The following is a 23,766-nucleotide window of genomic DNA, read 5'->3' as shown; positions in this document are numbered from 1 at the left end:
CGTGACAAAGTCTGAGCTGATCGCGTTGTTGGCCAGCCGCTATCCGCAGCTGGCTCTGCGCGATATGGATTTCGCCGTGAAAACGGTTTTGGATTCGATGACCCAGGCTCTGGCCAGTGGTCAGCGGATCGAAATCCGAGGGTTTGGCAGCTTTTCGCTTTCTACCCGCTCGCCGCGGGTAGGGCGCAATCCCAAATCCGGTGAAAAAGTGATGGTGCCTGGTAAACAGGTGCCACACTTTAAGGCCGGCAAGGAATTGCGTGAGCGAGTCGATTCTGTCTTTCTTGAGCAAGAGCACATCGAGGCAGATGACCAGTCCTCTGCCTTCGAGCAGCTCAATGCGAGAGTCCGTCACGGTTAAGACCTACTTGCACACTGATGACACAGGCCCTTTACAGGGCCTGTTTTGCGTGTGCGCTAAATTCCGCTTGCACGTACAATCAGACATTATAAAAACACTGTTGGAGCCCTAAAAATGCGCTATCTAGTCTGGGTATTGCGTCTGCTCGTTTTTGTGATCGTGCTGCTGTTCGCACTAAAAAACACCGAACCGGTGCAAGTCAGCTTTTTTGCCGAGCATATTATTCAAGACGTTCCCTTGATCGTCGTGATGCTGGCCGCGTTTATTTTAGGCTTGGTGTTGGGGCTGCTGCTGATGGTCGGAGCCGTGATGCGTCGCCGTCGCGAGGTCAACCGCCTGCGACGCGAAATGGATCGTCTGCAAGACAGGCTGGAACAGGCACAGCCTTCGCCTGGGAACACGGCGGCCGCTGTTGCGCCTGAGACCGTCGCCCCTCTGGCGCCTTTGTAAGCCCTTGGAGTAAACAGTGGATTTTGAAACCTGGTGGTTGGTTTTTGTACCCCTTCTTTTTGGCTTGGGCTGGGTCGCGGCGCGGGTGGATTTTCGGCAAATGATGTCCGAAACCCGCAGCTTGCCCGACTCGTACTTCAAGGGCTTGAACTTTCTGCTCAATGAAGAGCCGGATCGTGCCATTGATGCGTTTGTGGAAGTGGCCAAGCTGGACCCTGAAACCACCGAACTTCACTTTGCGTTGGGCAGTCTGTTTCGTCGCCGCGGCGAGATGGAGCGCGCCATCCGTGTGCATCAAAGTCTGCTGTCGCGCGCTGACTTGCCGGTGGCCGACCGTGAAAACGCACAATTTCAGATCGCCCAGGATTTCTTGAAGGCCGGTATGCTGGATCGGGCCGAAGCGGCGTTTGAGGCAGTACGTGAGACGCGCTTTGCTATTCCTGCCATGCGCGCCCTGATTCGCATTTACGAGTCCGAGCACGATTGGCCGCGGGCGATTGAGGCCGTGCGTCGTTTGCGGGCGCTGGTCGACGAGCCGGTCCCCCAACTGGTGCATTACCAGTGTGAGCAGGCTGAAGGCGCTTTGCAGGGCAAGCAGCCGGACTTTGACCGGGCTGCAAAAGCCTTGGATGAGGCGGAAAACGCCATCCGAAAATTGGGAACGGGGCAAGGCATGTATGCTTCCCAGGCGCGGGTTGCGGGTTTGCGTGCGCGTCTGGCTCGCATGCAAGGGCAAAACGAGCAGGAGCGGGCTTATCTGGTGTCCATTTTGAGCAGCGCCCCGGAGTATGTGGGCTTGTATGCGACCGAGTTACTGGACAGTTACCGTAAACTGGGACGGGCCGAAGAGGGGGTTGCCATGCTGCGCAGCCACTATCAGCAGCATCCCAGCCTGGATATTTTCAATGTGTTGTTCCGTGTTTTGCGTGAGCAGGAAGGCCACTTGCAGGCATGGGCCTTTGCCCGGGATGCGCTGCGAGCCCATCCATCCTTGCTGGGACTGGACAAGATGCTGGAAGTCGAGCTTCAGGATCAAGGTCAGGACAAAGAAGGAGGCGACGGGGGGCAAGCAGTTGGTGTGGACCAGATCATTGCGGGGGCCGATTTAAGCCTGTTGCGCTCTTTGATCCATCGGCATACTCAGCGCCTGGACCGTTATTCATGCAGTTCTTGCGGCTTTGAGGCGCGCCATTTCTACTGGCAATGTCCCGGTTGTAATTCCTGGGAGACCTATGCTCCTCGACGTCTTGAGGAGCTGAAATGATGAGCTTCCCAGCGCAAGCTGTTGCCGCCAGCCGTGTGCTGGTGGTGGGGGATGTCATGCTGGACCGCTATTGGTTTGGTGACGTGGACCGTATTTCTCCCGAAGCGCCAGTTCCTGTGGTCAAGATGGGACGGGTCGAGGATCGCCTTGGCGGCGCGGCCAACGTTGCCCGCAATATTGCGGCTTTGGGGGCACAGGCCAGCTTGCTGGGTGTAATCGGACAGGACGAGGCTGGCAGGACGGTGCAGGAACTGGCCAAAGCGGACCACGTGCAGGCTCATTGGGTGCAGGACCCGGTCATGCCCACTTCCTTGAAGTTACGCGTTCTGGGTCGGCAGCAGCAATTGCTGCGGGTGGATTTTGAAGAAAGTCCCGCCCTCTCTGCGCTGGATCAGTTGCAGCAAACCATGAGTGATTTGCTGGACCAGCATCAGGTGTTGGTCTTGTCGGACTACGCAAAAGGCGCGTTGGCGCAGGTGGAAAGCTTGATCGCCCTGGCGCGATCGAAGAATATCCCCGTTCTGGTTGATCCCAAGGGCAAAACGTACGAACGCTATCAAGGGGCCACAATCCTGACGCCAAACCGTTCGGAAATGCAAGAAGCGGTAGGTGCCTGGAAAGATGAGGATGATTTGATGCGACGCGCTCAGGACCTGCGTCGCAAACTGAATCTGGAGTGTTTGCTGATTACGCGCTCCGAACAAGGCATGACCTTGTTCACCGAACAAGGACGTGAGCACGTAGAGGCACAGGCCCAAGAGGTGTTTGATGTCTCGGGTGCTGGGGACACGGTATTGGCAACCTTGGCAGTGATGCGTGCCGCTGGCCTGGACTGGTTGCAAGCCATGCGTTGGGCGAATCGCGCGGGAGGTATCGTGGTCGGAAAATTGGGTACGTCGATTGTGACGGCAAAGGAATTGGCATGATTGTAGTGACCGGTGGCGCTGGTTTTATTGGCAGCAATTTGGTGAAAGGCCTTAACCAGCAGGGGATAAGCGACATTCTGGTCGTGGATGACCTGAGCGATGGCGACAAGTTCGTCAATCTGGTTCAGGGTCAGATTGCCGACTACATGGATAAGGATGATTTTCGTGCCCGCTTGGCGCGTGACGAGTTCTCCAATATCGAAGCCGTGCTGCATCAGGGAGCCTGCTCGGACACTACCGAGCGCAATGGCCAGTTCATGATGGACAATAACTACCGGGTAACCCTGGAGATCTTTGAATACTGTCAGGCCAAGCGCATCCCGTTGTTATATGCCTCCTCAGCGGCGGTTTATGGTGCCGGTCCGCTGTATGCCGAAGACCTGAGCAACGAAGCGCCGTTGAATGTCTACGGATACTCCAAGTTCCTGTTCGACCAGGTGTTGCGCCGCCATCTGGACAGCCTGCGCGCACCTGTAGTGGGATTGCGTTACTTTAATGTCTATGGTCCGCAAGAGCAGCATAAAGGCCGGATGGCCTCGGTGGCCTACCATAATATGCTTCAGTACCGCCGCGACGGTCATGTCCTCTTGTTTGGCGGCTGGGACGGGTATGTGAATGGCGGCCAGCAGCGCGACTTCGTTTTTATTGACGATGTCGTGTCGGTGAATCTGCATTTTCTCGGGCAGGACAAGCAGTCGGGTGTCTTCAATTGTGGTTCGGGTCGCGCCCAACCTTTCAATGATGTGGCACAAACGGTCGTCAACACCTTGCGCGAGCACGACGGCTTGCCAGCGCTTGAGCTGGAGGATCTGGTATCGCAGCAGTTTCTGCAGTACATACCCTTCCCGGATGATTTGAAGGGGCGCTATCAAAGCCATACTCAGGCAGACTTGACCCAGTTGCGCGCGGCTGGCTATGACAAACCTTTCCATGATGTGCAGACTGGCGTGGCCGAATACGTGCGTCGTTTATTGCAATCGGGTGCGCTGCGCTAAGCAGGCCAGGATGACGGTGTCCATGCGGACTGCCACGCATGGCTAAAAGCGGTTTGCGGGCCGATTTTTCCTTTCCATTGGCAGCACCATAAAGGCTTCTTTTCAAGGAGCCTTTATTATGTGTATTCCGCTCAATGTATTTCCTGTGTTCCATGGTCGTACGCGCCAGCAGCCCAGTTGGCGCAGTAGCGTGCTGCGTGTGTTAGTTGCGCTGTGGATGTTGGGTCCCTGGGGCCTGGCGGTCGCGCTGGATCTCAATACGGCCAATGCCCAGGAGCTGCAACAAATCAAAGGCATAGGTCCCCGCACGGCTGAACTGATCCTGGAGGAGCGCCAGCGCGGTGGGCCTTTTGACTCCTTGCAGGACTTGGCCGATCGGGTCAAGGGAATAGGCGCAAAAAAAATTATCACGATGGAGCAGTCAGGTCTGAAAGTGGAGACCGGCAAAGCCGCGGGCAAGGCGCTTGCCAATAAGACCGATGCGGATATACGAAGAAAGCCGTAGCTCTGGGCGTAGACTCGTTTTAAGCTAGTAGTTTGTTTAGTCTGCAGGGGCAGCCAGTGTGAGCTGGCTGCTGTTTTGCGCAAGGTAAGAGATTTATTGATGAAAAACTATCCCACCATTGAAGATACCGTCGGTCAGACCCCTCTGGTACGGTTGCAACGCATACCAGGTGAGTTCGGACAGGCGCGCGGTAACGTCTTGTTGGCCAAGCTGGAGGGCAATAACCCGGCAGGTTCGGTGAAAGATCGCGCTGCCCGCTCCATGATTCAGCAGGCCGAGCGCCGCGGTGATATCAAGCCGGGGGACACCTTGATCGAGGCCACCAGCGGCAACACCGGGATTGCCCTTGCCATGATTGCGGCCGTTCGTGGCTACAAGATGATTTTGATCATGCCCGATAATTTGTCGCTGGAGCGTCGTGCCTCCATGACGGCTTACGGGGCCCAGCTGATTCTGACACCCGCCGATCAAGGAGGTATGGAATACGCTCGTGATCTGGCTTTGAAGATGCAGGCCCAGGGGCAGGGCAAGGTGCTGGATCAGTTTGCCAATAAGGATAATCCGGACGCGCACATACACAGTACTGGCCCGGAGATCTGGCAGCAGACAGATGGCCAGGTTACGCACTTTGTCAGTGCCATGGGGACCACAGGCACCATCATGGGAGTCGGCAATTATTTGCGCAGCCAAAATAGCGGCATTGTCGTGGTGGGGGCGCAGCCTGCGCCGGGAGCGCAAATTGCGGGCATTCGTAAGTGGCCGGAGCAGTATCTGCCCAAGATCTACGACCCCTCCAAGGTGGATATGTTCGAGGAAATCGGCCAGCAGGAGGCCGAAGTCATGACACGCCGTATGGCGGCCGAAGAGGGGATCTGTGCCGGTATTTCGTCTGGCGGCGCGCTGGTGGCGGCCATGCGCGTGGCCCAACGCGTGCAAAACGCCACCATCGTTTTTATAGTGTGCGATCGTGGCGACCGCTATTTGTCCACTGGTATCTTCAATTAATTAGGGTTGCCGTAACCCATCTGCCAGGCCAGTTCGGACGCCAGGTCGGCAACCGAGCTGGCATAAAAATAGCTGCGGTTGTAATGGGTAATGGCAAAGAAGTTGGGCGTGCCCAGACGGTATTCAGTGGTATTGCGGGGCTCGTCCACCAGGTTGACTACCCCTAGTTTGGCCTGCTGCCACAGGCCCGTGTTCTGGGCTTGGCCTTTGACACTGGCCCCGGCATGGTGCAGTTGCGCCCAGTTCAGCTTGGGGTAAATGCCGCCATCGACCATCTCTTTATTGGCCGTGCTCAGCGCCACCGGGGCAAAAACTGGCAGTCCTGGCTCCCAGCCATGGGCACGCAGGAAATTGGCGATCGAGGCCATGGCGTCGGCCGGATTGTTGCGCAAATCTATACGGCCATCGCCGTCTCCGTCCACGGCGTAACGTATCAGGCTGCCAGGCATGAATTGGGACATTCCCATCGCGCCGGCAAACGAGCCCTGGGCAATCCGTGCATCCAGTTCACCTTGATGATGCAGTTCGATCAGATCCGCCAGTTGATCCCGAAACAGTTGGCCGCGCTCGGGCCGACTGTTGTCCGGATAAGCGAAGCCTAGTGTAAACAGGGCGTCCAGTACCTTGAAGTCCCCCATGATTTTTCCGTAGACGGTTTCCACGCCCAAAATAGCGACAATAATGGAAGGCGGTACACCGTAGTCCTGGGCGATTCTGTCCAGTGTCAGACGATGCTTCTGCCAGAACTGAACCCCCCCTTGAATGCGTGCCGGATCGACATTGCGCTGCCGGTAGGTGACCCAGCTGCGCTTGATGCGCCCTTTGGTGGGGCGCATTAATTTAGCCGCGGTTTCGTTATATTGAGCCTGCTGCAGCAGATCGATAACCAAATCCTGGGGGATGTTGCGTGCGAATGCTACCTCTTGCGCATAGGCGGCGATATCCTCGTTTAATTGACCGTTTAATTGAAAAAACTGCGTCCGCCCGGAACGGGACTGGCCGGCCTGAATTGACCTCGGTTCGGGCAGAGCCTTGATGGTGATGGCAGCTGTTGCTGGGGATGGGGCTTGAAAGGTCGCGTTGTTGCTGGGTTTGGTGTCCGAAGACGGGGGCTGGGAAGTGGGGGTGGCGCAGCCGGCAGTGCTCAGCGCGATCAGTACTGCTTGCAAAATTCGAGTGGGTCTGAACATAATCCATCCTCATGGAGACACTATATTTTATCCATCCATCATGCCATTTGCATGAGATGGGGAGATGGCATCCGGAAAGTCCGCAGCGACTCGATGCCATAAACGATCAACTGCTCTCGAGCGGTCTGGCATCCTATCTGGCCCAGCGACAAGCCCGGCTGGCGACGGATGAGGATATCTTGCGAGTCCATGACCGCGCCTATTTGCAAAAACTCAAAGAACAGGTGCCGCGTCAGGGCTATTTCAATATAGACCCCGATACCTTGATGAATCCTCATACTCTGGAAGCGGCCTATGCAGCCGCTGGTGCGGGCCTGGACGCCGTCGACGGGGTCATGACCGAGGACGCGACTGGGGCATTTTGTGCCGTTCGCCCTCCCGGGCACCATGCCGAGCGGGCGCGGGCCATGGGGTTTTGCTTTTTCAACAATATCGCTGTTGCCGCGGCGTATGCGATGGAGAAGTATGATCTCAAGCGTGTGTTGATTGTGGATTTCGACGTACACCACGGCAATGGCACCGAGCAGATTTTTGCCGGTGATGAGCGCGTTCTGATGTGCAGTTTCTTTCAGTCGCCATTTTTTCCTGATTCCTTTCAGGACCCGGCAGCGCAAAACATGGTAAATATACCGGTTGAGGCCTACACCAAGTCTGCTCAGATTATCGATCTGTTCAAACAAGTTTGCTTGCCCCGCATCGAGGCATTTGCCCCAGAGATCGTCTTTTTTTCGGCAGGCTTTGACGCTCACCGTGAAGATGAGATGGGGCAGCTCAGTTTGGTTGAGGCCGATTATGCGGAATTGACCGCGATGGTTGTCCGGGCTTGTGCGCCTAGTGCCGGCCATCGTCTGGTCAGCATGCTGGAAGGGGGGTACGATCCCTCGTCCCTGGGACGCAGCGTGGTGGCTCATATCAAGGCACTCGCCGGGCTTTAGGCGAGCGGCCTCGGGCTTTGGAATTCTTCCCGAGCCCTATTTCAACAGAACAATTTTTTAATTAAGACTGCACTGGAGAACATTACATGAAGGTGTTAGTACCCGTGAAACGCGTAGTTGACTATAACGTCAAGGTGCGCGTGAAATCCGACCAAACCGGGGTGGACATTGCCAATGTGAAAATGTCCATGAACCCTTTTGATGAAATCGCCGTCGAAGAGGCCACCCGCCTCAAAGAAAGCGGTGCTGCCACTGAGGTTATCGCCGTCTCTTGCGGTGTGGCGCAAAGCCAGGAAACCTTGCGTACGGCCCTGGCTATCGGTGCTGATCGGGCCACTCTGGTGCAAACCGATGCAGAACTGCAGCCCCTGGCTGTGGCCAAGTTGATCAAAGCCGTCGTGGACAAGGAGCAGCCTCAGCTTGTGATCCTGGGTAAACAGGCCATTGACGACGATGCCAACCAGACCGGCCAGATGCTGGCCGCCTTGCTGGACTGGCCTCAAGCCACCTTTGCCAGCAAAGTGGAGGTGGCGGGCGATAGCGTTTTGGTCACGCGTGAAGTGGACGGTGGTCTGGAAACGCTAAAGCTCAGTCTGCCTGCCGTGATCACGACGGACCTGCGCTTGAACGAGCCTCGTTACGTGACACTTCCCAACATCATGAAGGCCAAGAAAAAGCCTTTGGAGACCCTGACACCCGAAGAGCTGGGTATTGATGTGACGCCCCGGATCAAGACTCTGAAAGTGACCGAGCCCCCAGCGCGGGCCGCTGGCATCATGGTGCCCGATGTGGCTACGCTGGTCGAGAAACTGAAGAACGAAGCGAAGGTGATTTAAATGGCTATCCTTGTTATTGCCGAGCACGACAATCAGCAGCTCAAGGCTGCAACACTCAATGCCCTGGCTGCCGCTCAGAAGATCGGTGGCGATATTCATGTTCTGGTTGCCGGTCATCAGGCCGCCGGTGTTGCTCAGGCGGCTGCCCAAGCCCAGGGGGTCAGCAAAGTGCTGTTGGCCGATGGCCCAGCGCTGGCTGAAGGCCTGGCAGAAAACGTGGCTGCCCAGGTGTTGGGCATCGCCTCCAACTACAGCCATATTCTGTTCCCGGCAACGGCCTCGGGCAAGAATATCGCCCCTCGTGTGGCGGCCAAGCTGGATGTGGGCCAACTGTCGGATATTTTGTCCGTTGAGTCCGCTGATACCTTCACCCGCCCCATTTATGCAGGCAATGCGGTGGCAACCGTTCAGTCCGGCGACGCTGTCAAAGTCATTACGGTGCGTACCACGGCCTTTGATGCAGTGGCCGCTGAAGGTGGCAGTGCTGCTGTCGAGGAATTGACGGCGGTGGCTGACTCGGGACGTTCTGCATTTGTCAGCCGTGAAGTTGCCAAGAGCGATCGCCCTGAACTGGCCGGTGCCGGTGTGGTGGTGTCGGGTGGCCGCGGTTTGGGTAGTGCCGAGAACTTCAAATTGCTGGACGGTCTTGCAGACAAGCTGGGTGCGGCATTGGGGGCATCTCGTGCCGCCGTCGACGCCGGCTATGCCCCTAATGACTGGCAAGTGGGACAGACGGGCAAGATCGTCGCCCCTCAGCTTTATGTGGCAGTCGGTATTTCGGGCGCCATCCAGCACCTGGCTGGCATGAAGGACTCCAAGGTCATTGTGGCGATCAATAAAGACCCTGAGGCGCCGATTTTCGGTGTGGCCGACTACGGTCTGGTTGCAGACCTGTTCGAAGCGGTGCCTGAGTTGGAAAAAGCGCTCTAAGCGCCTATCGGCCTGCTGGATTTTTTTCCAGCAGGCTTTTTTCAGTGCGTATATTCCCAGGGGACTGCTTGCCGTGTCGGTCCTTTTCGTTTCTGTGTAGGAGTGTTCATGACGTATCGTGTACCCACCCAAGACATCCGCTTTGCTCTGACAGAGCTGGCTGATCTGCCTGGTGTGCTGGAATTGCCTGGCTTTGAGGATTTCTCGGCCGAGTTGATCGATGCCATTATTGATGAGAACGCCCGTTTCGTTGAGCAGGAAGTAGCGCCGTTGAACCGCGCCGGAGATCAGAATGGCGCCAAGTGGAATGACGGTGTGGTCACGACGACACCCGGGTTTAAGAAAGCCTTTGAGGAATTTGCAAAAGCCGGTTGGCAAGGACTGCAGCACGAAGCCGAGCTGGGCGGGCAAGGTCTGCCCAAGCTGATCGGTGCTGTGGCGTGTGAAAATATCAACGCTGCCAACCTGGCCTTTTCTTTGTGCCCTTTGCTGACCGATGGGGTGATTGAGGCTGTGTCCATGGTGGGCTCGGACGAGCAAAAAACCCGCTTCCTGCCCGCCTTGCTTGAAGGCCGCTGGACCGGGACCATGAACTTGACTGAGCCCCAGGCCGGTTCCGATCTGGCCCAGGTGGCCAGCCGTGCGGTTCCTCAGGATGATGGTAGCTACCGCATCAGCGGCCAAAAGATTTTCATCACCTACGGTGAACATGATATGGCCGAAAACATCATTCATCTGGTGTTGGCTCGTACCCCGGATGCACCGGCCGGTGTGAAGGGGATTTCGCTATTTATCGTGCCCAAGTTCCTGGTGAACGAAGATGGGTCTTTGGGTGCCCGCAACGACGTCTGGTGTGCCTCGCTGGAGCACAAGCTGGGTATCCATGGCAGTCCGACTGCCGTGCTGCTGTATGGGTCCGGTAAAGGCGAGGTGGGCGAGGGCGCGGTCGGCTACCTGGTGGGCAAGGAAAACGAAGGCCTGAAGTACATGTTCATCATGATGAATGCCGCCCGTTATGCGGTAGGTGTGCAGGGTATTGCCGTGGCCGAGCGAGCCCTGCAGCAGGCTATCGGGTATGCCAATGATCGTGTCCAGGGTGCCCCCTTGAGCGGTGGCAAGGCGGTTTCAATTGCCCATCACCCGGATGTCCAGCGCATGTTGATGCAAATGCGTGCGCTGACCGAGGGATCGCGCGCGTTGGCTTATTTTGCCGCTGGCGTCAATGACAAGGCGCGCCATAGCGCGGACGAAAACGCTCGCAAGCGGTATCAGGCCCTCTATGAGTTCCTGGTACCCGTGGTCAAGGGGTTTAGCACCGAGATGTCTCTTGAGGTGACCTCCCTGGGAGTACAGGTGCATGGTGGTATGGGCTTCATCGAGGAAACCGGCGCAGCCCAGCATTACCGTGACTCCCGCATTTTGCCCATCTACGAGGGGACGACCGCCATTCAGGCCAATGACTTTATCGGTCGCAAGGTGTTGCGTGATGCGGGTGCGGTTATTCAGGGCCTGGCCCCTGAACTGGGTGCCACCGTGGCCAAGCTGCGTGAGCGCGCCGCCCAGGATGGCGAACACAAAGCGGCGTTGACACTGATCGCAGATCGGCTGGAAGCCGGGGTGAAAAGTGTGGAGCAGGCTGCCACCTTTACCTTGATGAATGCGCAAAAAGATCTGGCTGCCGTTTTCCTGGGCAGTGTGCCCTTCCTGATGCTGTCCGGTTATGTGTTGACTGGCTGGCAGATGGCCCGTGCCGCGTTAGCGGCCGAGAAGGCATTGAGTGAGGGCAATCAGGACCCATTCCTGCGCCGCAAGCTGTCTACCAGCGTGTTTTTTGCCAGCCACTTGCTGCCGCGCGCGACGGCTCTGGCGCATTCCGTGGCGGATGGGGCGCAGTTGACCCCCTACCTGTCGCCCGAGCTGCTGTAAGCTCTCAAGGCGTGCAGTGCAAGGCCCGTTTAGTCGCTTTGGCTATCGGGCCTTTTTTAGGTATATTGATATGACTTTTAATTATTTGAAGCGCTGTCTTTATACTGACAAAATCATCTGACTAGTCCTGATTATTCAAGTCGGTGATCCCTTGATCGCCACTGCATTTAGAAAGAGGAACATAATGGCTACACTTCGTCTGGGCGACCTGGCCCCTGATTTTGAACAAAAATCCTCCGTTGGCATCATCAAGTTTCACGAGTTCCTGGGTGATAGCTGGGGCGTCTTGTTCTCCCACCCAGCTGACTTCACGCCGGTTTGCACGACCGAATTGGGCTACACCGCCAAGCTGGCCGACGAATTTGCCAAGCGCAACGTGAAGGTGATTGCTGTCTCCGTGGATGATGTGGATTCCCACGGCAAGTGGATTGACGACATCAACGAGACTCAACACACCACGGTGAACTTCCCCATCCTGGCCGATGCTGACCGTAAGGTATCGGATCTATACGACATGATTCACCCCAACGCCAGCACCACGGTGACGGTTCGTTCGGTGTTCATCATTGACCCGGCCAAGAAAGTCCGTCTGATCATTACTTACCCTGCCAGCACGGGCCGTAACTTCAACGAGATCCTGCGCGTAATTGACTCTCTGCAATTGACTGACAGCCACAGCGTGGCCACTCCGGTTAACTGGGAAGATGGCGACGACGTCATTATCGTTCCAAGCCTGAAAGACCCCGAAGTGTTAAAGCAGAAGTTCCCCAAGGGCTACACCGAGATCCGTCCTTACCTGCGTGTGACGCCTCAGCCCAACAAGTAAATATTGCGTTTAGGTCCTGACAAAAAGCCCTCGTGCCATTGCGGCACGAGGGCTTTTTTGTGGGTCTTGCAGGAAGAGTTGCCGCACAGAACGACTGTGTAAAGTGCTGGGTTAGCGTGGCTTGCGAGCCCCGAAAACTCGTGGGAGAGGTATGGCAGGATTGGTAGTGAATGGGCTGTGACTGGCGCCAGGACCAGGTTTCAGCTGCTCAGTGGGGCAGGCGCAACATCACTGCAAGCGCTGATTGCACTAAAGGCTGGTTTTAAGTACAGTACTGTATAGGAAAACAGTAAACGGAGTTAGCCATGTCCCGTCCAAGCCGTCATTACCGTCCTCAAGCCACTCCTCGTTTCCGGGGCCCAGTACGCTCCGCGGCTTCGTCCAGCCCGTTCACCCAGCCTTTGTCGTTCAAGGCCAAGGTGATGGATGTGTGTTTGGTTGCCGTGTGGGGTGCCAGTATTCCCGGCTTGCTGTGGTTGGGCAGCATGGGTGGGTTTTAAGGCCACGCCCGTGTGCTGCTCCAAGGGGCGATCAGGGCACCAGCTGTGTCCAGTCGTTTGACAGGAAGCGGTCGCGGGCCAGTTTTTCGGCCTGTTCCAGTGTCGATGTATCCAGTGTGCTGGTTTTGAGGGCCGTTTTTTTACGAAAAGCATCCAGCATGGCCTCAATCACCGCTTCACGGCTCATGCCCGTTTGACTGCGGATAGGGTCCACCCGTTTTTTGGCACTGGTGGTGCCTTTGTCAGACAGTTTTTCCTTGCCGATGCGCAGGACTTCCAGCATTTTGTCGGCATCAATGTCGTAGGCCATGGTCACATGGTGCAAAACCGCATTGCCACGGCGTGCCTGGGCTGCGCCACCGATTTTTCCGCCTGCGCTGGTGATATCGTTTAGGGGCTGGTACCAGGCATCAATGCCAATGTCGCGCAGGGCCTCAATCACCCAGGAATCCAGAAACTCGTAGGATTCTTGAAACGTCATGCCGGCAACAAACTGCTTGGGCACGCTTAAAGAGTAGGTAATGGTGTTGCCCGGTTCGATGAACATGGCGCCCCCTCCGCTGATGCGCCGTACGACTCGAATGCCATGACGGGTTGCAGCCTCAGCTTCAATTTCATTGCGCAGGGACTGGAATCGTCCGATGACAACCGCAGCTTCTTGCCACTCCCAGATGCGCAGGGTAGGGGCGCGGGTGCCCTCGCTGACTTCCTGGGTAATGATTTCATCCAATGCCATGTGCAGAGCAGCAGGCTGCGGCTCCATATGGATCAGTTCCCAGGGCAATTCGTTCCAACCTGTCATGCCAGGGCCCTCCGCACGACTACGCCAATAGCCTGTGGGTCCAGACCGAACATTTCAACCTCGGCAGGCAGAGCGCGGCTGACGTAAGCGGCAATTTCTTCGGCACTGCTGTTGACGGACAGGCCTTGCAAGGCCTGATTGATCAGACCCAATGCTTCGGGGGGTTCCAGAAAAAAGTCGCCGCTCAGTCGTGCTTGTTCGATCATATTGTCTTTGACATCCAGATCGACCACGACCAGCTTGCCGCCAGGAACTTTGTATTCAGCATGCATAGACGGTGTGTCCTTTGATAGGCGCGGACCCTTTTGGGCAAAAGGGAGGGCTAAGCGAGTAAGCAATCGCTCGTGCTGCGTTTAATACATGGGCAGGATGCCCAAAGTGTCGTATTTTAGCGTAGTTAAACGCGCAGGGACGCATGGGCACGCTGTCAAAAAATTTGGTAATTCACAATATTTACTGGTAGAATCGTGGGCTAATCATTTTTCATCCTCTGTCAGCGCGATTCTTATAATGTGTGCGGCTGATACGATGGTTTTGGAGTCAATCGTGGATTTGATCGCTATTCTTGAGCAAGAAGAAATCCAGCGCCTGACCGGTGGCAAACTGCCTCCCGAGTTCGGTCCTGGTGACACCGTTGTGGTGAACGTAAACGTGGTTGAAGGTACGCGCAAGCGTGTCCAGGCTTACGAAGGCGTGGTTATTGGCCGTCGCAACCGTGGTCTGAATTCTTCCTTCATCGTTCGCAAGATTTCTTCTGGCGAAGCCGTTGAGCGTACATTCCAGCTGTATTCCCCTCAGATCGCCAGCATCGAAGTCAAGCGTCGTGGCGCTGTTCGTCGTGCTAAACTGTACTATCTGCGCGATCGCTCGGGTAAAGCCGCTCGCATCAAAGAAAAACTCGTTCGTCGTTCGGGCAATTAATTTCCCAGCGAACAGCGATGCAAAGGCACCCAGGCGGGTGCCTTTGTTTTTATGTGGGATCACATACCAGTTCTTATGGATAAGCCTCGTATCAGGCCCGTTATCGTTCCTGGATTCGACCCTCGCAGCCAACCCCTGGTTGCATTAGACCCTTTGCCTGATTTGCCTGCGCAAGCCCAGCAATTGGATTTTCTGCGTAGCGCTTTTTCCCAGCCCATACAGTGGCAGGTCGAGCCTTTATTTCGCAGTTCGTTTTATCCCGAGTTTTTGCCCGGTTCCATGAATGTGCGCTCCGCCGTCTGTATTGGCGTGATGCAGCGACCCGAGGGGCCTACCGTCATTTTTACGCGCCGGGCCATGCACCTGCACAACCATGCCGGGCAGATCAGTTTTCCTGGGGGGCGTATTGAGGCCTCGGACCTGGGGCCGGTGGAAGCCGCCTTGCGTGAAACCCAGGAAGAGATCGGTATTGAGCCGCGCTTTGTGCGTTATCTAGGCCAGCATCCCATTTTTGTCACCAGCACCCAGTTTGCGATGCGTCCTGTTATTGGTGAGCTGCAAGAGGGCTTTCAGGTGCTGCCTGACAGTTCCGAGGTCGCCGAAGTCTTTGAGGTGCCCCTGTCAGTCCTGCTGGACCCGCAGCGTCATCAATTGCATCATGCGGATTTGCCCGACGGGGCGGGTCGCTATTACTTTTCGATTCCGTGGGGGCCTTATTTTATTTGGGGCGCCACCGCGGTCTTGATTCGCAATCTCTACCACCATCTGTCCGCCGCCTGGGTGCAATTGTCTGCCGGCGGGGATACGCGCGCCACAGGTCTGTAGTCAGGCTGGACGGTCGGTCGTTCCGACGCCGAATCCCGCTTTCACAAAACAGCGCGTTTTGCCTCTCCCCCTTGTTCTCTTAGTAGCGGGGTTTGTTCTCGTGTTCGGCCAGCAAGCGCTGGTACAGCGCGTGACGCTCAGGGTGAATGCTGCCCGCCTCGATGGCCGCCAGCACGCCACAGCCTGGCTCATGCCTGTGGGTGCAGTTATAAAAGCGGCAGGATTCCACAGCTTTGCGAAAGTCGGGGAAGCCGTGAGCAATATCTTCTTGCGTCATATGCGACAGGCCAAAGGCCTGGAAGCCGGGGCTGTCGATCAGGTCGCCGCTATTGGGCAGGTGATAGAGACGGGTGCTGGTGGTCGTGTGCCGACCTGCCCCCAAGGCTTGCGAGTATTCCTGGGTCAGTGCGCCTGCATCCGGAACCAGGGCATTGAGCAATGTGGATTTGCCCATGCCACTCTGACCGAGCAGTAGCGTGCGTTTGTTCGCCAGCCAGGGAGCCAGTGCTTCCCGGGTCTGTTCGGGTTCCAAGGCCACCATTTCTAAAATAGGCACCCCCAGCGCGGCAATCGGAGCCAGTTTGCGTCGGGCGCGCTCCAGATGCGTGCCCAGGTCCGCCTTGTTCAAGATAATGACCGGATCAATATCCACGCTCCAGGCGGCAACCAGCGCTCGCCCCAGCAGGTCTTCGGAATAGGCGGGTTCGGGCGCCACCACGATCAGGAGCTGATCGATATTGGCGGCAAATTGCTTGGTGCGGAAGTCGTCAGAGCGATACAGCAAATTGCGCCGCTCCTGTACCTGCTCAATGGAGCCTTCGCCTTTGGCCTGCATCATGACATCGACCTGGTCGCCCACCGCAATCCCCGCTTTTTTTCCACGCGGGAAACATTTGATGGTTTGGCCATCGGGCAGCTCGACAAAGTAGTGGCGACCGTGGGCGGCGGTCACCAGACCGCTAATGGTTGTGGATGTCATGCCAGGCTTTTCAGGTGTCGAATGCGATCAATCGCGTTGGGGTGGCTGTCGTAGAAGGCAGAGTGTAGCGGATCAGGTGTCAGCGTTGCAGCATTGTCGTTATAGAGCTTGAGCAAGGCGCTGATCAAGTCCTGGGCACCACTGTGCTGGGCCGCAAAATGGTCGGCCTGATATTCGTCACGGCGTGAGAGCAGGGCGCTCAAAGGACCCATCCAGAAGGTAAAGGTGGGCACCACCATAAAGAACAGGATCAGAGCCAGCGCATCATTGGGGCGGCCTAGTTGAGGGATGACACCCAGGCCGGTGTAAAAGCCCACTTTGCCCCAGGCCCAGCCTGCCAGCAGGAAAAAGACCAGCGATGTCAGCACACTGATCAAGAGGCGGCGTTGTATATGCCGATGCTTGAAGTGGCCCAGTTCATGCGCCAGCACGGCCTCGACTTCTTCGGGCTGGAGTTTGTTGAGCAAGGTGTCAAAAAACACGATACGTTTTTGGCGCCCTAGCCCGGTGAAGTACGCATTGCCGTGGGCGGAGCGGCGCGAGCCATCCATTACGTACAACCCACTGGTCTGGAAGCCACAACGTTGCGCCAAAGCGTTGATGCGATCCCGCAGGCCGGCATCTTCCAGTGGTTTAAACGTGTTGAAGAGCGGGGCGATAACACGCGGGTACAACCATAGCACCAGTAGATTGAAGGCCAGCCACAAGCCCCAGCCATACCACGGCCAGGAGGGTCCGGCCCAATCCATCAGGCTGAGCAGGGCGGCGCACAGGGGTGTGCCCAGCACCAAGATGATGAGCAGTGTTTTGGCGGTATCCGCAAAAAACAAGGCAGGTGTCATGCGGTTAAAGCCAAAGCGCGCCTCCAGTACGAACTTGCGATACCAGGCAAAGGGCAGGCCGACCAGACCCATAATCGCCAGCACGGCGCCAATCAGGGCAAGCTGCCGCAGCAGTTCGTGGCTGATCCAGTGGCCGAGGGTGATATCCAGCCATTGCAAGCCACCCAGCAAGGTAAAGCCCAGCAACACCAGGGCTTCCACCAGGCGTTCGCTCAAGCCCAGCCGTGTGCGTGCAATGGTGTAACGCGCCGCGCGCTGATGACTATGCAGGCCGATGCGTTCGGAAAACTCGGCAGGCACCTGGTTCTGATGTCGATAAACGTGCCGGATCTGCCGCAGACCGAGATAAAAGCGCAGCAAAACGTCTGCCAGCAGAAAGATAATGAACAACAAAGTCAGCATGGAGGCGGCTATATGTAAAATGGGCGTTTTGAGGAATGATTATATGGCGGTTCACACACAGCGTCTGGTCTGGCTCGATATGGAGATGACAGGACTGGACCCGGACAAAGAGCGCATCATCGAAGTTGCGGTCGTGGTAACAGAAGCAGACTTGACCCTGGTAGCCGAAGGCCCGGTTCTGGTGGTTCATCAAAGCAACACATTGCTCGATGGCATGGACGCCTGGAACAAGGGGACACATGGCCGCAGTGGCCTGATCGACAAGGTCAAAGCGTCGACCCTGACTGAAGCGCAGGCCGAGGATCAGTTGCTGGAGTTTCTGAAAGAGCATGTACCAGCGGGCAAGTCGCCCCTGTGTGGCAACACCATCAGCCAGGACCGTCGTTTCATGTACCGCTACATGCCCCGCCTGGAGGCCTTCTTCCATTATCGCAATCTGGATGTCAGCACCTTGAAAGAGCTGGCTCTGCGTTGGAAACCCGATGTCGTTAAAAGTTTCGTCAAGCAAAGCCGCCACGAAGCCTTGGCCGACATTTACGAGTCCATCGACGAACTTAAACACTACCGCGAGCATTTCATCCGCCTGTAAACACAGCGCGCCGGTCAAGGCGCAAGCGCGTTAAGCGCGTCTGCCAGGGCAGGCAAGGGCATGCGGGCGGGACCAAAACCGAGGGCAGCGATTTATCGCACCTCGGTTTTTTTACGTCTAAGTATTTACCCTTAAAGTATCCGTTTCCGGGTCATATGATACGGTTTTGCGATTGACATCACATTTTTCGTATTAAATAATGAAGTGTATATGGTTTGCGTCAAAACAAAATTTTGTTGAACGCTTTCAGTACTCTTACCGGGGATGGTCATGTATGCACAACTTGTAGAGACAGGCGTCAAGCAGGTCCGGGATATCGAGCAGATGTCCGACGAAGAGCGTCGGTTTCAAGAGCGCATCGATGAGGGTGTCCGCATCGAAGCTAGGGACTGGATGCCCGAAGCCTATCGCAAAACCCTGGTGCGCCAAATTTCTCAGCACGCGCACTCCGAGGTTGTCGGGATGCTGCCCGAAGGCAACTGGATTACCCGCGCTCCTTCGCTCAAGCGTAAAGCGATCTTGATGGCCAAGGTGCAGGACGAGGCCGGTCACGGTCTGTATCTGTATAGCGCTGCCGAAACACTGGGTGTCAGCCGTGACAAGCTGGTCGATGATCTGTTGTCGGGCAAAGCCAAGTACTCCAGCATTTTTAATTACCCCACCCTGAATTGGGCCGACATCGGCATGATCGGCTGGCTGGTTGACGGCTCGGCCATCATTAACCAGATTCCCTTGTGCCGCTGCTCTTACGGTCCTTACGCCCGTGCCATGGTGCGGGTATGCAAGGAAGAGTCTTTCCACCAGCGCCAGGGTTACGATCTTTTGATCCAGATGTGCCTGCATGGCACCCCGGAACAGAAGGCCATGGCGCAGGACTCCATCAACCGTTGGTGGTGGCCCGCGCTAATGATGTTCGGCCCCTCCGATGCAGACTCCACCAACAGCGCCCAGTCCATGCAGTGGAAGATCAAGCTGTTCTCGAATGATGAGTTGCGCCAGAAAATGGTGGATCAGACCGTGCCGCAGGCCGAGTATCTGGGCCTGACCATTCCTGATCCTGATCTGCGCTGGAACGAAGAGCGCGGCCACTACGACTTTGGCGAGATTGACTGGGATGAGTTCTGGGCGGTGATCAAGGGCAATGGCCCCTGTAATCGTGAACGACTCCAGGCCCGGGTGGACGCCCACGAAAACGGCGCGTGGTTCCGTGAGGCACTGGATGCCCATGCCCAGAAGCAGGAAGCCATCCGCAAGGTGGCCTGATCCCTAAGGCCAGGAAACCGTGACGGTTTCTGATCCGATCCGATTCGCAGTCCGCGCAGTAAGAGCGCGGCTGCACAGCAAGGAATTTTCAGTTATGAGCAAGAACGATTGGCCCCTGTGGGAAGTTTTCATTCGCAGCCAGCATGGTTTGGCTCACAAGCATGTAGGCAGCCTGCACGCGCCGGATGCCGAAATGGCCATTAACAATGCGCGTGATGTCTATACCCGCCGTAATGAAGGCGTGAGCATCTGGGTGGTGCGTGCTGCCGATATCGCGGCTTCCAGTCCGGGTGACAAAGGGCCGCTGTTTGAGCCCTCCAACACCAAGGTCTACCGTCACCCTACCTTTTTCCCCATGCCTGACGGCATCAATATGTAGGAATCGGTATGGACAAAGCCCTGTTTTCCTACGCCCTACGCATGGGCGATTCCACCCTGGTGCTGGCTCAGCGTCTGGGTGAGTGGACTGGACATGGCCCGGCTCTGGAAGAAGAGCTGGCCTGTGCCAATACCGCCCTGGACCTGTTGGGTCAGGCCCGCATGTGGCTGACGCTGGCCGGCGAGACCGAAGGCCAAGGCCGCGACGAAGATCGTCTGGCCTATCATCGTGACGCTCACGAGTACACCAACTATCTGTTGGTCGAACGTGAGAACGGTCACTATGGCGATACCTTGGCGCGTCAGTTTCTCTTTGATGCCTGGCACTGTTTCTTGCTGGAGCAGTTGCTGCAATCCACCGATGAGCAGATTCGGGCCATCGCCCAGAAAGCGCACAAGGAAGTGCTGTACCACTTGCGCCGCTCGACCGATCTGATCGTGCGTCTGGGTGATGGTACTGCCGAGAGCCACAAGCGCATGCAAAAAGCGATAGACGATGCCTGGTTCTATCTGGGTGAACTGTTCCTGGATGATGAGGTCACCCAGGAGCTGGCTCAGCGTCAGGCCGTGCCCTTGATGGCCAGCCTGTGGCAGCCCTGCCTGGAGTACATCCGGACCGCCCTGGAGCGCGCTACCTTGCGTTGTCCAGCCGAACAGGATGCCCAGCACAAGGCATACCGTGGCGGCCCGCAAGGCCGTCATACGGAAGCGTTAGGGTATCTGCTGGCGGAAATGCAGCATCTGCCACGTATGTACCCCGACGCCACCTGGTGATCGTCATGACACAGACCTGGAGCACCGAGCAAGTCATGCAGATACTGGCCACGGTTCCAGATCCGGAGATCCCCGTGATCTCCTTGCTGGACCTGGGCATTGTGCGTGACGTGAACTGGGAGGAGGGCGTGTGCGTGGTCACCATCACACCGACGTACTCTGGTTGTCCGGCGATGTACGAGATGAGCCACTCGATTGAGCAAGCCTTGCAGCAGGCCGGCATCGAGCAGGTTCGAGTCGATACGAAGTTGTCGCCGGCCTGGACGACCGATTGGATGAGTGAGCAAGGCAAGCTGGCCCTGCGTGATTACGGTATCGCTCCCCCGGCCCAAAGTGCAGTTGATATTTCTGGTTTGCTGCGCCAGCCCGAGGCGCCCGTGGTGGCCTGTCCTCAGTGTGGCTCCACGCATACACGGGTCATCAGCCAGTTTGGCTCGACGCCGTGTAAGGCGCTGTACCGCTGCATCAGCTGTGGCGAACCATTCGATTACTTTAAGGCGCATTAGTCCTATGAGTCAGTTTTATTCTCTTCCTGTGGCATCGGTCTCGCGCAGCACCCGCGATGCTGTGGTGGTAGCTTTTGATGTGCCCGACAATTTGCAGGATGTGTTTCAGTTTCGCCCCGGTCAGTATCTGACCCTGCGCACCCATCTGGACGGCCAGGAACTGCGCCGCTCCTACTCGATCTGTGCCGCTCCGCACGACCGCTTGCTGCGGGTGGCGATCAAGCGCGTCAATGATGGTGCTTTCTCTACCTGGGCCAACAGCCATCTGCAGGCAGGTGCTTCGCTGGAGGTCATGCCTCCTGATGGCAACTTCACCGTAGATTTTGACCCCAGCCACGCGCACCGTTATGTTGCCTTTGCGGTGGGGAGCGGTATCACCCCCATTCTGTCGCTGGTCAAGACCGCGTTGGATACCGAGCCCAATTCCACCTTCACGCTGTTTTTCGGTAACCGCGCCTCTTCGGCCATCATGTTTCGCGAAGAGATCGAGGACCTGAAAAACACCTATATGGAACGTTTCTCCATCGTGTATATCATGAGCCGGGAAACGCAGGATATTGATCTGTTCAACGGTCGCCTGGACGGTGAGAAAGTCCGCCAGCTGATGCAGCAATGGTTCGATCCGGCCAGTGTGGATGTGGCCTTTGTGTGCGGTCCCCAGGACATGAGCGAGCAGGTGGTGGCCGCCTTGCAGGAAAACGGTCTGCAAAAATCCCAGATCAAGTTCGAGCTGTTTGGCGCTCCCAAAGGGCCACGTGCGCTGCGTACGGGTGAGGAGTCGCGCAAGGCACCGGGCAAGGAAGAGTGCGAGCTGACCGTGATTCAGGATGGCATCACACGCAACCTGACCATCAGCAAGAGCAACAGCAGCATTTTGGATGCAGCGCTCGAGCAAGGTCTGGAATTGCCGTATTCCTGTAAAGGTGGTGTTTGCTCCACCTGCCGTTGCAAGGTGGTAGAGGGCGAAGTGGACATGGATGCCAACTTTGCGCTGGAAGATTACGAAGTAGCCCGCGGTTTCGTGCTCAGTTGCCAAAGCTTTCCGGTAACCGACCGGGTAGTGATTGACTTCGATCAGGAAACCTAAGACCGCCAAAAATAGCGGTTTTCCAAGAATCTGGACGCCAGCTTCCCAGCTTGGCGTCCTACTAGTTTCAGGAGCACATTGTATGGCAGCAGATTTTTTCAAAACGCATCAGGCGACGCTGGATCAGGCTTTGAGCAGCATCCTAGCGCGCAATTTCTGGAGCGCTTATCCTGAAAATCCCAGCCCGCGCGCTTACGGTGAAACCGCGGCTCAGGAAGGTCAGGCTGCATTTGAAGCCTACCGCGACAAAGCCTTTCCCTTGACGCTGGAAGGCGCCCAAGGAGAAGTGGGTAATGAGCGCTCGCCTTTTGGTTTTGATCTGGGCATCCGTTACCTCAAAGTCCCCGTGGATCAGTTGGTGGCCCAGTCGCAACTGGCGCTGGACAGCTGGCGCGATGCGGGCCCGCAGGCCTGGGTGGGCATTTGTCTGGAAATTCTGCATCGCTTGAACCAGCGCAGCTTCGAGATTGCTCATGCCGTGCAGCACACAACGGGCCAGGGTTTCATGATGGCCTTCCAGGCCGGTGGCCCTCACGCTCAGGAACGTGCGCTGGAAGCCGTGGCCTACGCCTGGCAGGAAATGTCCCGCATCCCCGGTCTGGTTGACTGGATCAAGCCCCAGGGCAAGCATGATCCCATCCAGATGAAGAAACAGTTCAAAGTTGTGCCCCGTGGCATTGGTCTGGTCATTGGTTGCTCCACCTTCCCGACCTGGAATGGTTACCCTGGCCTGTTTGCTTCCTTGGCCACCGGCAACACCGTGATTGTGAAGCCGCATCCTGGCGCGATCCTGCCTCTGGCCATTACCGTGGCTGTCGCGCGCGAAGTGCTGGCCGAGGCCGGTTTCAATCCCAACGTGGTCGTGCTGGCGGCTCACGAGCCTTCGGAAGATACGGCACAGCAATTGGCCATGAACAAGGCCGTCAAGCTGATCGACTTTACCGGCAGTAGCCAAAACGGCAACTGGCTGGAAGCAAATGCGCGCCACGCGTTGGTCTACACCGAAAAAGCCGGTGTGAATCAGGTCATTATTGATTCGGTTGACGATTTCAAGGCGGTTGCCCGCAATCTGGCTTTCTCCTTTGCCCTGTATTCCGGCCAGATGTGTACTGCTCCTCAAAACATCTACGTGCCTCGTGACGGTATCCGCACGGCTGATGGTGTGATGAGTTTTGACGAAGTGGCTCAAGGTCTGGCCCAGGCCGTACAAAAACTGGTGTCCGATCCGGCCCGCGCCGTTGAAATTACCGGTGCCGTGCAAAACGAAGCCTGCGCACAGCGTATCGATCAGGCGCGCCAGCTGGGCATGCCTATCCTGGCTGACAGCCAGACACTGGAGCACCCTGCATTTCCCGGTGCCCGCGTACGCACACCTCTGATCTTGCAGGCCCGTGTGGACCAGCCCGAGATTCAGCAAGAATGGTTTGGCCCCATCGTATTTGTGGTGCAAACCGATTCGACCGAGCAAAGCATTGAAGTGGCAGGACGCAACGTGATCGAGCACGGCGCACTGACCTTGTCGGCGTACAGTACCGATGATGCCGTGACTGCCCAGATCCAGCGCATGGCCGAGCGTTCCGGTGTGTCCCTGTCCCTGAACCTGACCGGCGCCGTGTTCATTAATCAGACCGCAGCCTACAGCGACTTCCATGGTACGGGCGCCAACCCGGCTGCCAACGCCTCTCTGTCGGACTCGGCCTATGTGGCTAACCGTTTCCGTGTCGTTCAGACCCGCTGGCATTTCTAAAG

27 protein-coding genes are annotated in these 23,766 nt (G+C 56.8%); 22 read left to right on the top strand and 5 right to left on the bottom strand.

Annotated features, from left to right (window positions below; genetic code table 11):
- The first annotated feature begins 1 nt into the window (after window position 1).
- The 7 genes from VF694_RS02455 (at window position 2) to cysM (ending at window position 5,506) form a co-directional block, all read left to right on the top strand.
- The gene (locus VF694_RS02455) at window positions 2-361 is read left to right on the top strand and encodes an integration host factor subunit beta (RefSeq protein WP_003799146.1); all 360 of its coding nucleotides are present in this window, start codon (window positions 2-4) and stop codon (window positions 359-361) included.
- A 114-nt stretch (window positions 362-475) separates the two neighbouring features.
- Entirely contained in the window at window positions 476-811 is a 336-nt protein-coding gene (locus VF694_RS02450; RefSeq protein ID WP_003799149.1) for a LapA family protein, read from the top strand.
- Window positions 812-827: 16 nt separating this feature from the next.
- The gene (lapB, locus tag VF694_RS02445) at window positions 828-2,075 is read left to right on the top strand and encodes a lipopolysaccharide assembly protein LapB (RefSeq protein ID WP_003799150.1); all 1,248 of its coding nucleotides are present in this window, start codon (window positions 828-830) and stop codon (window positions 2,073-2,075) included.
- Window positions 2,072-3,001, top strand: coding sequence for a D-glycero-beta-D-manno-heptose-7-phosphate kinase (gene rfaE1, locus VF694_RS02440; protein WP_100214761.1), 930 nt, complete (start codon window positions 2,072-2,074; stop codon window positions 2,999-3,001). Before lapB ends, rfaE1 begins: the two co-directional genes overlap by 4 nt.
- Window positions 2,998-3,996 (top strand): ADP-glyceromanno-heptose 6-epimerase, encoded by a 999-nt coding sequence (gene rfaD, locus VF694_RS02435; protein WP_003799154.1) that lies wholly within the window; start codon window positions 2,998-3,000, stop codon window positions 3,994-3,996. The genes rfaE1 and rfaD overlap by 4 nt, the downstream gene beginning before the upstream one ends.
- 118 nt (window positions 3,997-4,114) lie before the next feature.
- Window positions 4,115-4,501: a ComEA family DNA-binding protein gene (locus VF694_RS02430; protein WP_003799156.1), complete on the top strand. Its 387-nt coding sequence runs from the start codon at window positions 4,115-4,117 to the stop codon at window positions 4,499-4,501.
- Window positions 4,502-4,600: 99 nt separating this feature from the next.
- The gene (gene cysM / locus VF694_RS02425; RefSeq protein ID WP_240208564.1) at window positions 4,601-5,506 is read left to right on the top strand and encodes a cysteine synthase CysM; all 906 of its coding nucleotides are present in this window, start codon (window positions 4,601-4,603) and stop codon (window positions 5,504-5,506) included.
- Here the strand turns inward: cysM and mltB are convergent.
- A complete protein-coding gene (mltB, locus tag VF694_RS02420; RefSeq protein ID WP_131070688.1) occupies window positions 5,503-6,696 on the bottom strand; it encodes a lytic murein transglycosylase B in 1,194 nt (397 codons plus the stop codon). The genes cysM and mltB overlap by 4 nt on opposite strands.
- 11 nt (window positions 6,697-6,707) lie before the next feature.
- On the opposite strand from mltB, the gene VF694_RS02415 reads away from it, so the two are divergent.
- The 6 genes from VF694_RS02415 to VF694_RS02390 all read left to right on the top strand — a co-directional run bounded on the left by VF694_RS02415 (window position 6,708) and on the right by VF694_RS02390 (window position 12,649).
- Window positions 6,708-7,631, top strand: a complete 924-nt coding sequence (locus tag VF694_RS02415; protein ID WP_301605859.1) for a histone deacetylase family protein — start codon at window positions 6,708-6,710, stop codon at window positions 7,629-7,631.
- Between the two features lie 86 nt (window positions 7,632-7,717).
- Complete coding sequence (locus VF694_RS02410; RefSeq protein ID WP_003799165.1) at window positions 7,718-8,467, top strand: electron transfer flavoprotein subunit beta/FixA family protein; 750 nt, start codon at window positions 7,718-7,720, stop codon at window positions 8,465-8,467.
- Window positions 8,468-9,397 (top strand): electron transfer flavoprotein subunit alpha/FixB family protein, encoded by a 930-nt coding sequence (locus tag VF694_RS02405; RefSeq protein ID WP_131070686.1) that lies wholly within the window; start codon window positions 8,468-8,470, stop codon window positions 9,395-9,397. It abuts the gene before it with no gap.
- Window positions 9,398-9,505: 108 nt separating this feature from the next.
- On the top strand, window positions 9,506-11,323 hold the full coding sequence (locus VF694_RS02400; RefSeq protein ID WP_131070685.1) for an acyl-CoA dehydrogenase: 1,818 nt from the start codon (window positions 9,506-9,508) through the stop codon (window positions 11,321-11,323).
- A gap of 184 nt (window positions 11,324-11,507) precedes the next feature.
- Window positions 11,508-12,149: a peroxiredoxin gene (locus VF694_RS02395; RefSeq protein WP_440163641.1), complete on the top strand. Its 642-nt coding sequence runs from the start codon at window positions 11,508-11,510 to the stop codon at window positions 12,147-12,149.
- Between the two features lie 305 nt (window positions 12,150-12,454).
- Window positions 12,455-12,649, top strand: a complete 195-nt coding sequence (locus VF694_RS02390; RefSeq protein ID WP_003799172.1) for a hypothetical protein — start codon at window positions 12,455-12,457, stop codon at window positions 12,647-12,649.
- A 31-nt stretch (window positions 12,650-12,680) separates the two neighbouring features.
- Here VF694_RS02390 and VF694_RS02385 read toward each other — a convergent pair whose 3' ends face one another.
- The gene (locus tag VF694_RS02385; protein ID WP_131070684.1) at window positions 12,681-13,451 is read right to left on the bottom strand and encodes a lipoate--protein ligase family protein; all 771 of its coding nucleotides are present in this window, start codon (window positions 13,449-13,451) and stop codon (window positions 12,681-12,683) included.
- A complete protein-coding gene (locus VF694_RS02380) occupies window positions 13,448-13,723 on the bottom strand; it encodes a lipoate protein ligase C-terminal domain-containing protein (protein ID WP_003799175.1) in 276 nt (91 codons plus the stop codon). The genes VF694_RS02385 and VF694_RS02380 overlap by 4 nt, the downstream gene beginning before the upstream one ends.
- 274 nt (window positions 13,724-13,997) lie before the next feature.
- Here VF694_RS02380 and rplS point away from each other — a divergent pair, with 274 nt between their 5' ends.
- Together rplS and VF694_RS02370 are read left to right on the top strand one after the other, a co-directional pair.
- Window positions 13,998-14,372: a 50S ribosomal protein L19 gene (gene rplS / locus VF694_RS02375; protein ID WP_003799181.1), complete on the top strand. Its 375-nt coding sequence runs from the start codon at window positions 13,998-14,000 to the stop codon at window positions 14,370-14,372.
- Window positions 14,373-14,525: 153 nt separating this feature from the next.
- Window positions 14,526-15,197, top strand: coding sequence for an NUDIX hydrolase (locus VF694_RS02370; RefSeq protein WP_003799183.1), 672 nt, complete (start codon window positions 14,526-14,528; stop codon window positions 15,195-15,197).
- A gap of 79 nt (window positions 15,198-15,276) precedes the next feature.
- Here VF694_RS02370 and rsgA read toward each other — a convergent pair whose 3' ends face one another.
- The gene (gene rsgA, locus VF694_RS02365) at window positions 15,277-16,176 is read right to left on the bottom strand and encodes a ribosome small subunit-dependent GTPase A (RefSeq protein WP_003799185.1); all 900 of its coding nucleotides are present in this window, start codon (window positions 16,174-16,176) and stop codon (window positions 15,277-15,279) included.
- Window positions 16,173-17,420: a M48 family metallopeptidase gene (locus VF694_RS02360; protein ID WP_003799186.1), complete on the bottom strand. Its 1,248-nt coding sequence runs from the start codon at window positions 17,418-17,420 to the stop codon at window positions 16,173-16,175. The genes rsgA and VF694_RS02360 overlap by 4 nt, the downstream gene beginning before the upstream one ends.
- Window positions 17,421-17,463: 43 nt before the next feature.
- Between VF694_RS02360 and orn the strand changes: the two genes are divergently transcribed.
- The 7 genes from orn (at window position 17,464) to paaN (ending at window position 23,764) form a co-directional block, all read left to right on the top strand.
- Entirely contained in the window at window positions 17,464-18,009 is a 546-nt protein-coding gene (gene orn, locus VF694_RS02355) for an oligoribonuclease (RefSeq protein WP_003799188.1), read from the top strand.
- A gap of 270 nt (window positions 18,010-18,279) precedes the next feature.
- Window positions 18,280-19,272 (top strand): 1,2-phenylacetyl-CoA epoxidase subunit PaaA, encoded by a 993-nt coding sequence (paaA, locus tag VF694_RS02350; RefSeq protein ID WP_003799190.1) that lies wholly within the window; start codon window positions 18,280-18,282, stop codon window positions 19,270-19,272.
- A gap of 94 nt (window positions 19,273-19,366) precedes the next feature.
- Window positions 19,367-19,651: a 1,2-phenylacetyl-CoA epoxidase subunit PaaB gene (gene paaB / locus VF694_RS02345; protein ID WP_003799192.1), complete on the top strand. Its 285-nt coding sequence runs from the start codon at window positions 19,367-19,369 to the stop codon at window positions 19,649-19,651.
- A gap of 8 nt (window positions 19,652-19,659) precedes the next feature.
- On the top strand, window positions 19,660-20,424 hold the full coding sequence (gene paaC / locus VF694_RS02340; protein ID WP_003799193.1) for a 1,2-phenylacetyl-CoA epoxidase subunit PaaC: 765 nt from the start codon (window positions 19,660-19,662) through the stop codon (window positions 20,422-20,424).
- Window positions 20,425-20,429: 5 nt separating this feature from the next.
- Complete coding sequence (gene paaD, locus VF694_RS02335; RefSeq protein WP_003799195.1) at window positions 20,430-20,930, top strand: 1,2-phenylacetyl-CoA epoxidase subunit PaaD; 501 nt, start codon at window positions 20,430-20,432, stop codon at window positions 20,928-20,930.
- Window positions 20,931-20,934: 4 nt separating this feature from the next.
- On the top strand, window positions 20,935-22,017 hold the full coding sequence (gene paaE, locus VF694_RS02330) for a 1,2-phenylacetyl-CoA epoxidase subunit PaaE (protein ID WP_059318830.1): 1,083 nt from the start codon (window positions 20,935-20,937) through the stop codon (window positions 22,015-22,017).
- Window positions 22,018-22,099: 82 nt separating this feature from the next.
- Entirely contained in the window at window positions 22,100-23,764 is a 1,665-nt protein-coding gene (gene paaN, locus VF694_RS02325; protein ID WP_440163639.1) for a phenylacetic acid degradation protein PaaN, read from the top strand.
- Window positions 23,765-23,766 lie beyond the last annotated feature (2 nt).

It is taken from the genome of Alcaligenes sp. Lyrl_28, assembly GCF_051948705.1.
Taxonomy (GTDB): Bacteria; Pseudomonadota; Gammaproteobacteria; order Burkholderiales; family Burkholderiaceae_B; genus Alcaligenes; species Alcaligenes ammonioxydans.
The sequence above is the reverse complement of the archived record's forward strand: the minus strand, read 5'-3'. Positions and strand labels throughout refer to the sequence as shown.

Excerpts from the sequence above, each read along its gene's own strand:
- VF694_RS02400 (WP_131070685.1), top strand. The coding sequence starts at position 9,506 with ATGACGTATCGTGTACCCACCCAAGACATCCGCTTTGCTCTGACAGAG.
- VF694_RS02360 (WP_003799186.1), bottom strand. The coding sequence starts at position 17,420 with ATGCTGACTTTGTTGTTCATTATCTTTCTGCTGGCAGACGTTTTGCTG.
- rfaE1 (WP_100214761.1), top strand. The coding sequence starts at position 2,072 with ATGATGAGCTTCCCAGCGCAAGCTGTTGCCGCCAGCCGTGTGCTGGTG.
- mltB (WP_131070688.1), bottom strand. The coding sequence starts at position 6,696 with ATGTTCAGACCCACTCGAATTTTGCAAGCAGTACTGATCGCGCTGAGC.
- VF694_RS02450 (WP_003799149.1), top strand. The coding sequence starts at position 476 with ATGCGCTATCTAGTCTGGGTATTGCGTCTGCTCGTTTTTGTGATCGTG.
- paaD (WP_003799195.1), top strand. The coding sequence starts at position 20,430 with ATGACACAGACCTGGAGCACCGAGCAAGTCATGCAGATACTGGCCACG.
- paaA (WP_003799190.1), top strand. The coding sequence starts at position 18,280 with ATGTATGCACAACTTGTAGAGACAGGCGTCAAGCAGGTCCGGGATATC.
- VF694_RS02410 (WP_003799165.1), top strand. The coding sequence starts at position 7,718 with ATGAAGGTGTTAGTACCCGTGAAACGCGTAGTTGACTATAACGTCAAG.
- VF694_RS02415 (WP_301605859.1), top strand. The coding sequence starts at position 6,708 with ATGGAGACACTATATTTTATCCATCCATCATGCCATTTGCATGAGATG.
- VF694_RS02380 (WP_003799175.1), bottom strand. The coding sequence starts at position 13,723 with ATGCATGCTGAATACAAAGTTCCTGGCGGCAAGCTGGTCGTGGTCGAT.
- VF694_RS02390 (WP_003799172.1), top strand. The coding sequence starts at position 12,455 with ATGTCCCGTCCAAGCCGTCATTACCGTCCTCAAGCCACTCCTCGTTTC.
- VF694_RS02395 (WP_440163641.1), top strand. The coding sequence starts at position 11,508 with ATGGCTACACTTCGTCTGGGCGACCTGGCCCCTGATTTTGAACAAAAA.
- paaB (WP_003799192.1), top strand. The coding sequence starts at position 19,367 with ATGAGCAAGAACGATTGGCCCCTGTGGGAAGTTTTCATTCGCAGCCAG.
- VF694_RS02430 (WP_003799156.1), top strand. The coding sequence starts at position 4,115 with ATGTGTATTCCGCTCAATGTATTTCCTGTGTTCCATGGTCGTACGCGC.
- VF694_RS02385 (WP_131070684.1), bottom strand. The coding sequence starts at position 13,451 with ATGACAGGTTGGAACGAATTGCCCTGGGAACTGATCCATATGGAGCCG.
- paaE (WP_059318830.1), top strand. The coding sequence starts at position 20,935 with ATGAGTCAGTTTTATTCTCTTCCTGTGGCATCGGTCTCGCGCAGCACC.
- paaC (WP_003799193.1), top strand. The coding sequence starts at position 19,660 with ATGGACAAAGCCCTGTTTTCCTACGCCCTACGCATGGGCGATTCCACC.
- rsgA (WP_003799185.1), bottom strand. The coding sequence starts at position 16,176 with ATGACATCCACAACCATTAGCGGTCTGGTGACCGCCGCCCACGGTCGC.
- VF694_RS02405 (WP_131070686.1), top strand. The coding sequence starts at position 8,468 with ATGGCTATCCTTGTTATTGCCGAGCACGACAATCAGCAGCTCAAGGCT.
- cysM (WP_240208564.1), top strand. The coding sequence starts at position 4,601 with ATGAAAAACTATCCCACCATTGAAGATACCGTCGGTCAGACCCCTCTG.
- orn (WP_003799188.1), top strand. The coding sequence starts at position 17,464 with ATGGCGGTTCACACACAGCGTCTGGTCTGGCTCGATATGGAGATGACA.
- paaN (WP_440163639.1), top strand. The coding sequence starts at position 22,100 with ATGGCAGCAGATTTTTTCAAAACGCATCAGGCGACGCTGGATCAGGCT.
- rfaD (WP_003799154.1), top strand. The coding sequence starts at position 2,998 with ATGATTGTAGTGACCGGTGGCGCTGGTTTTATTGGCAGCAATTTGGTG.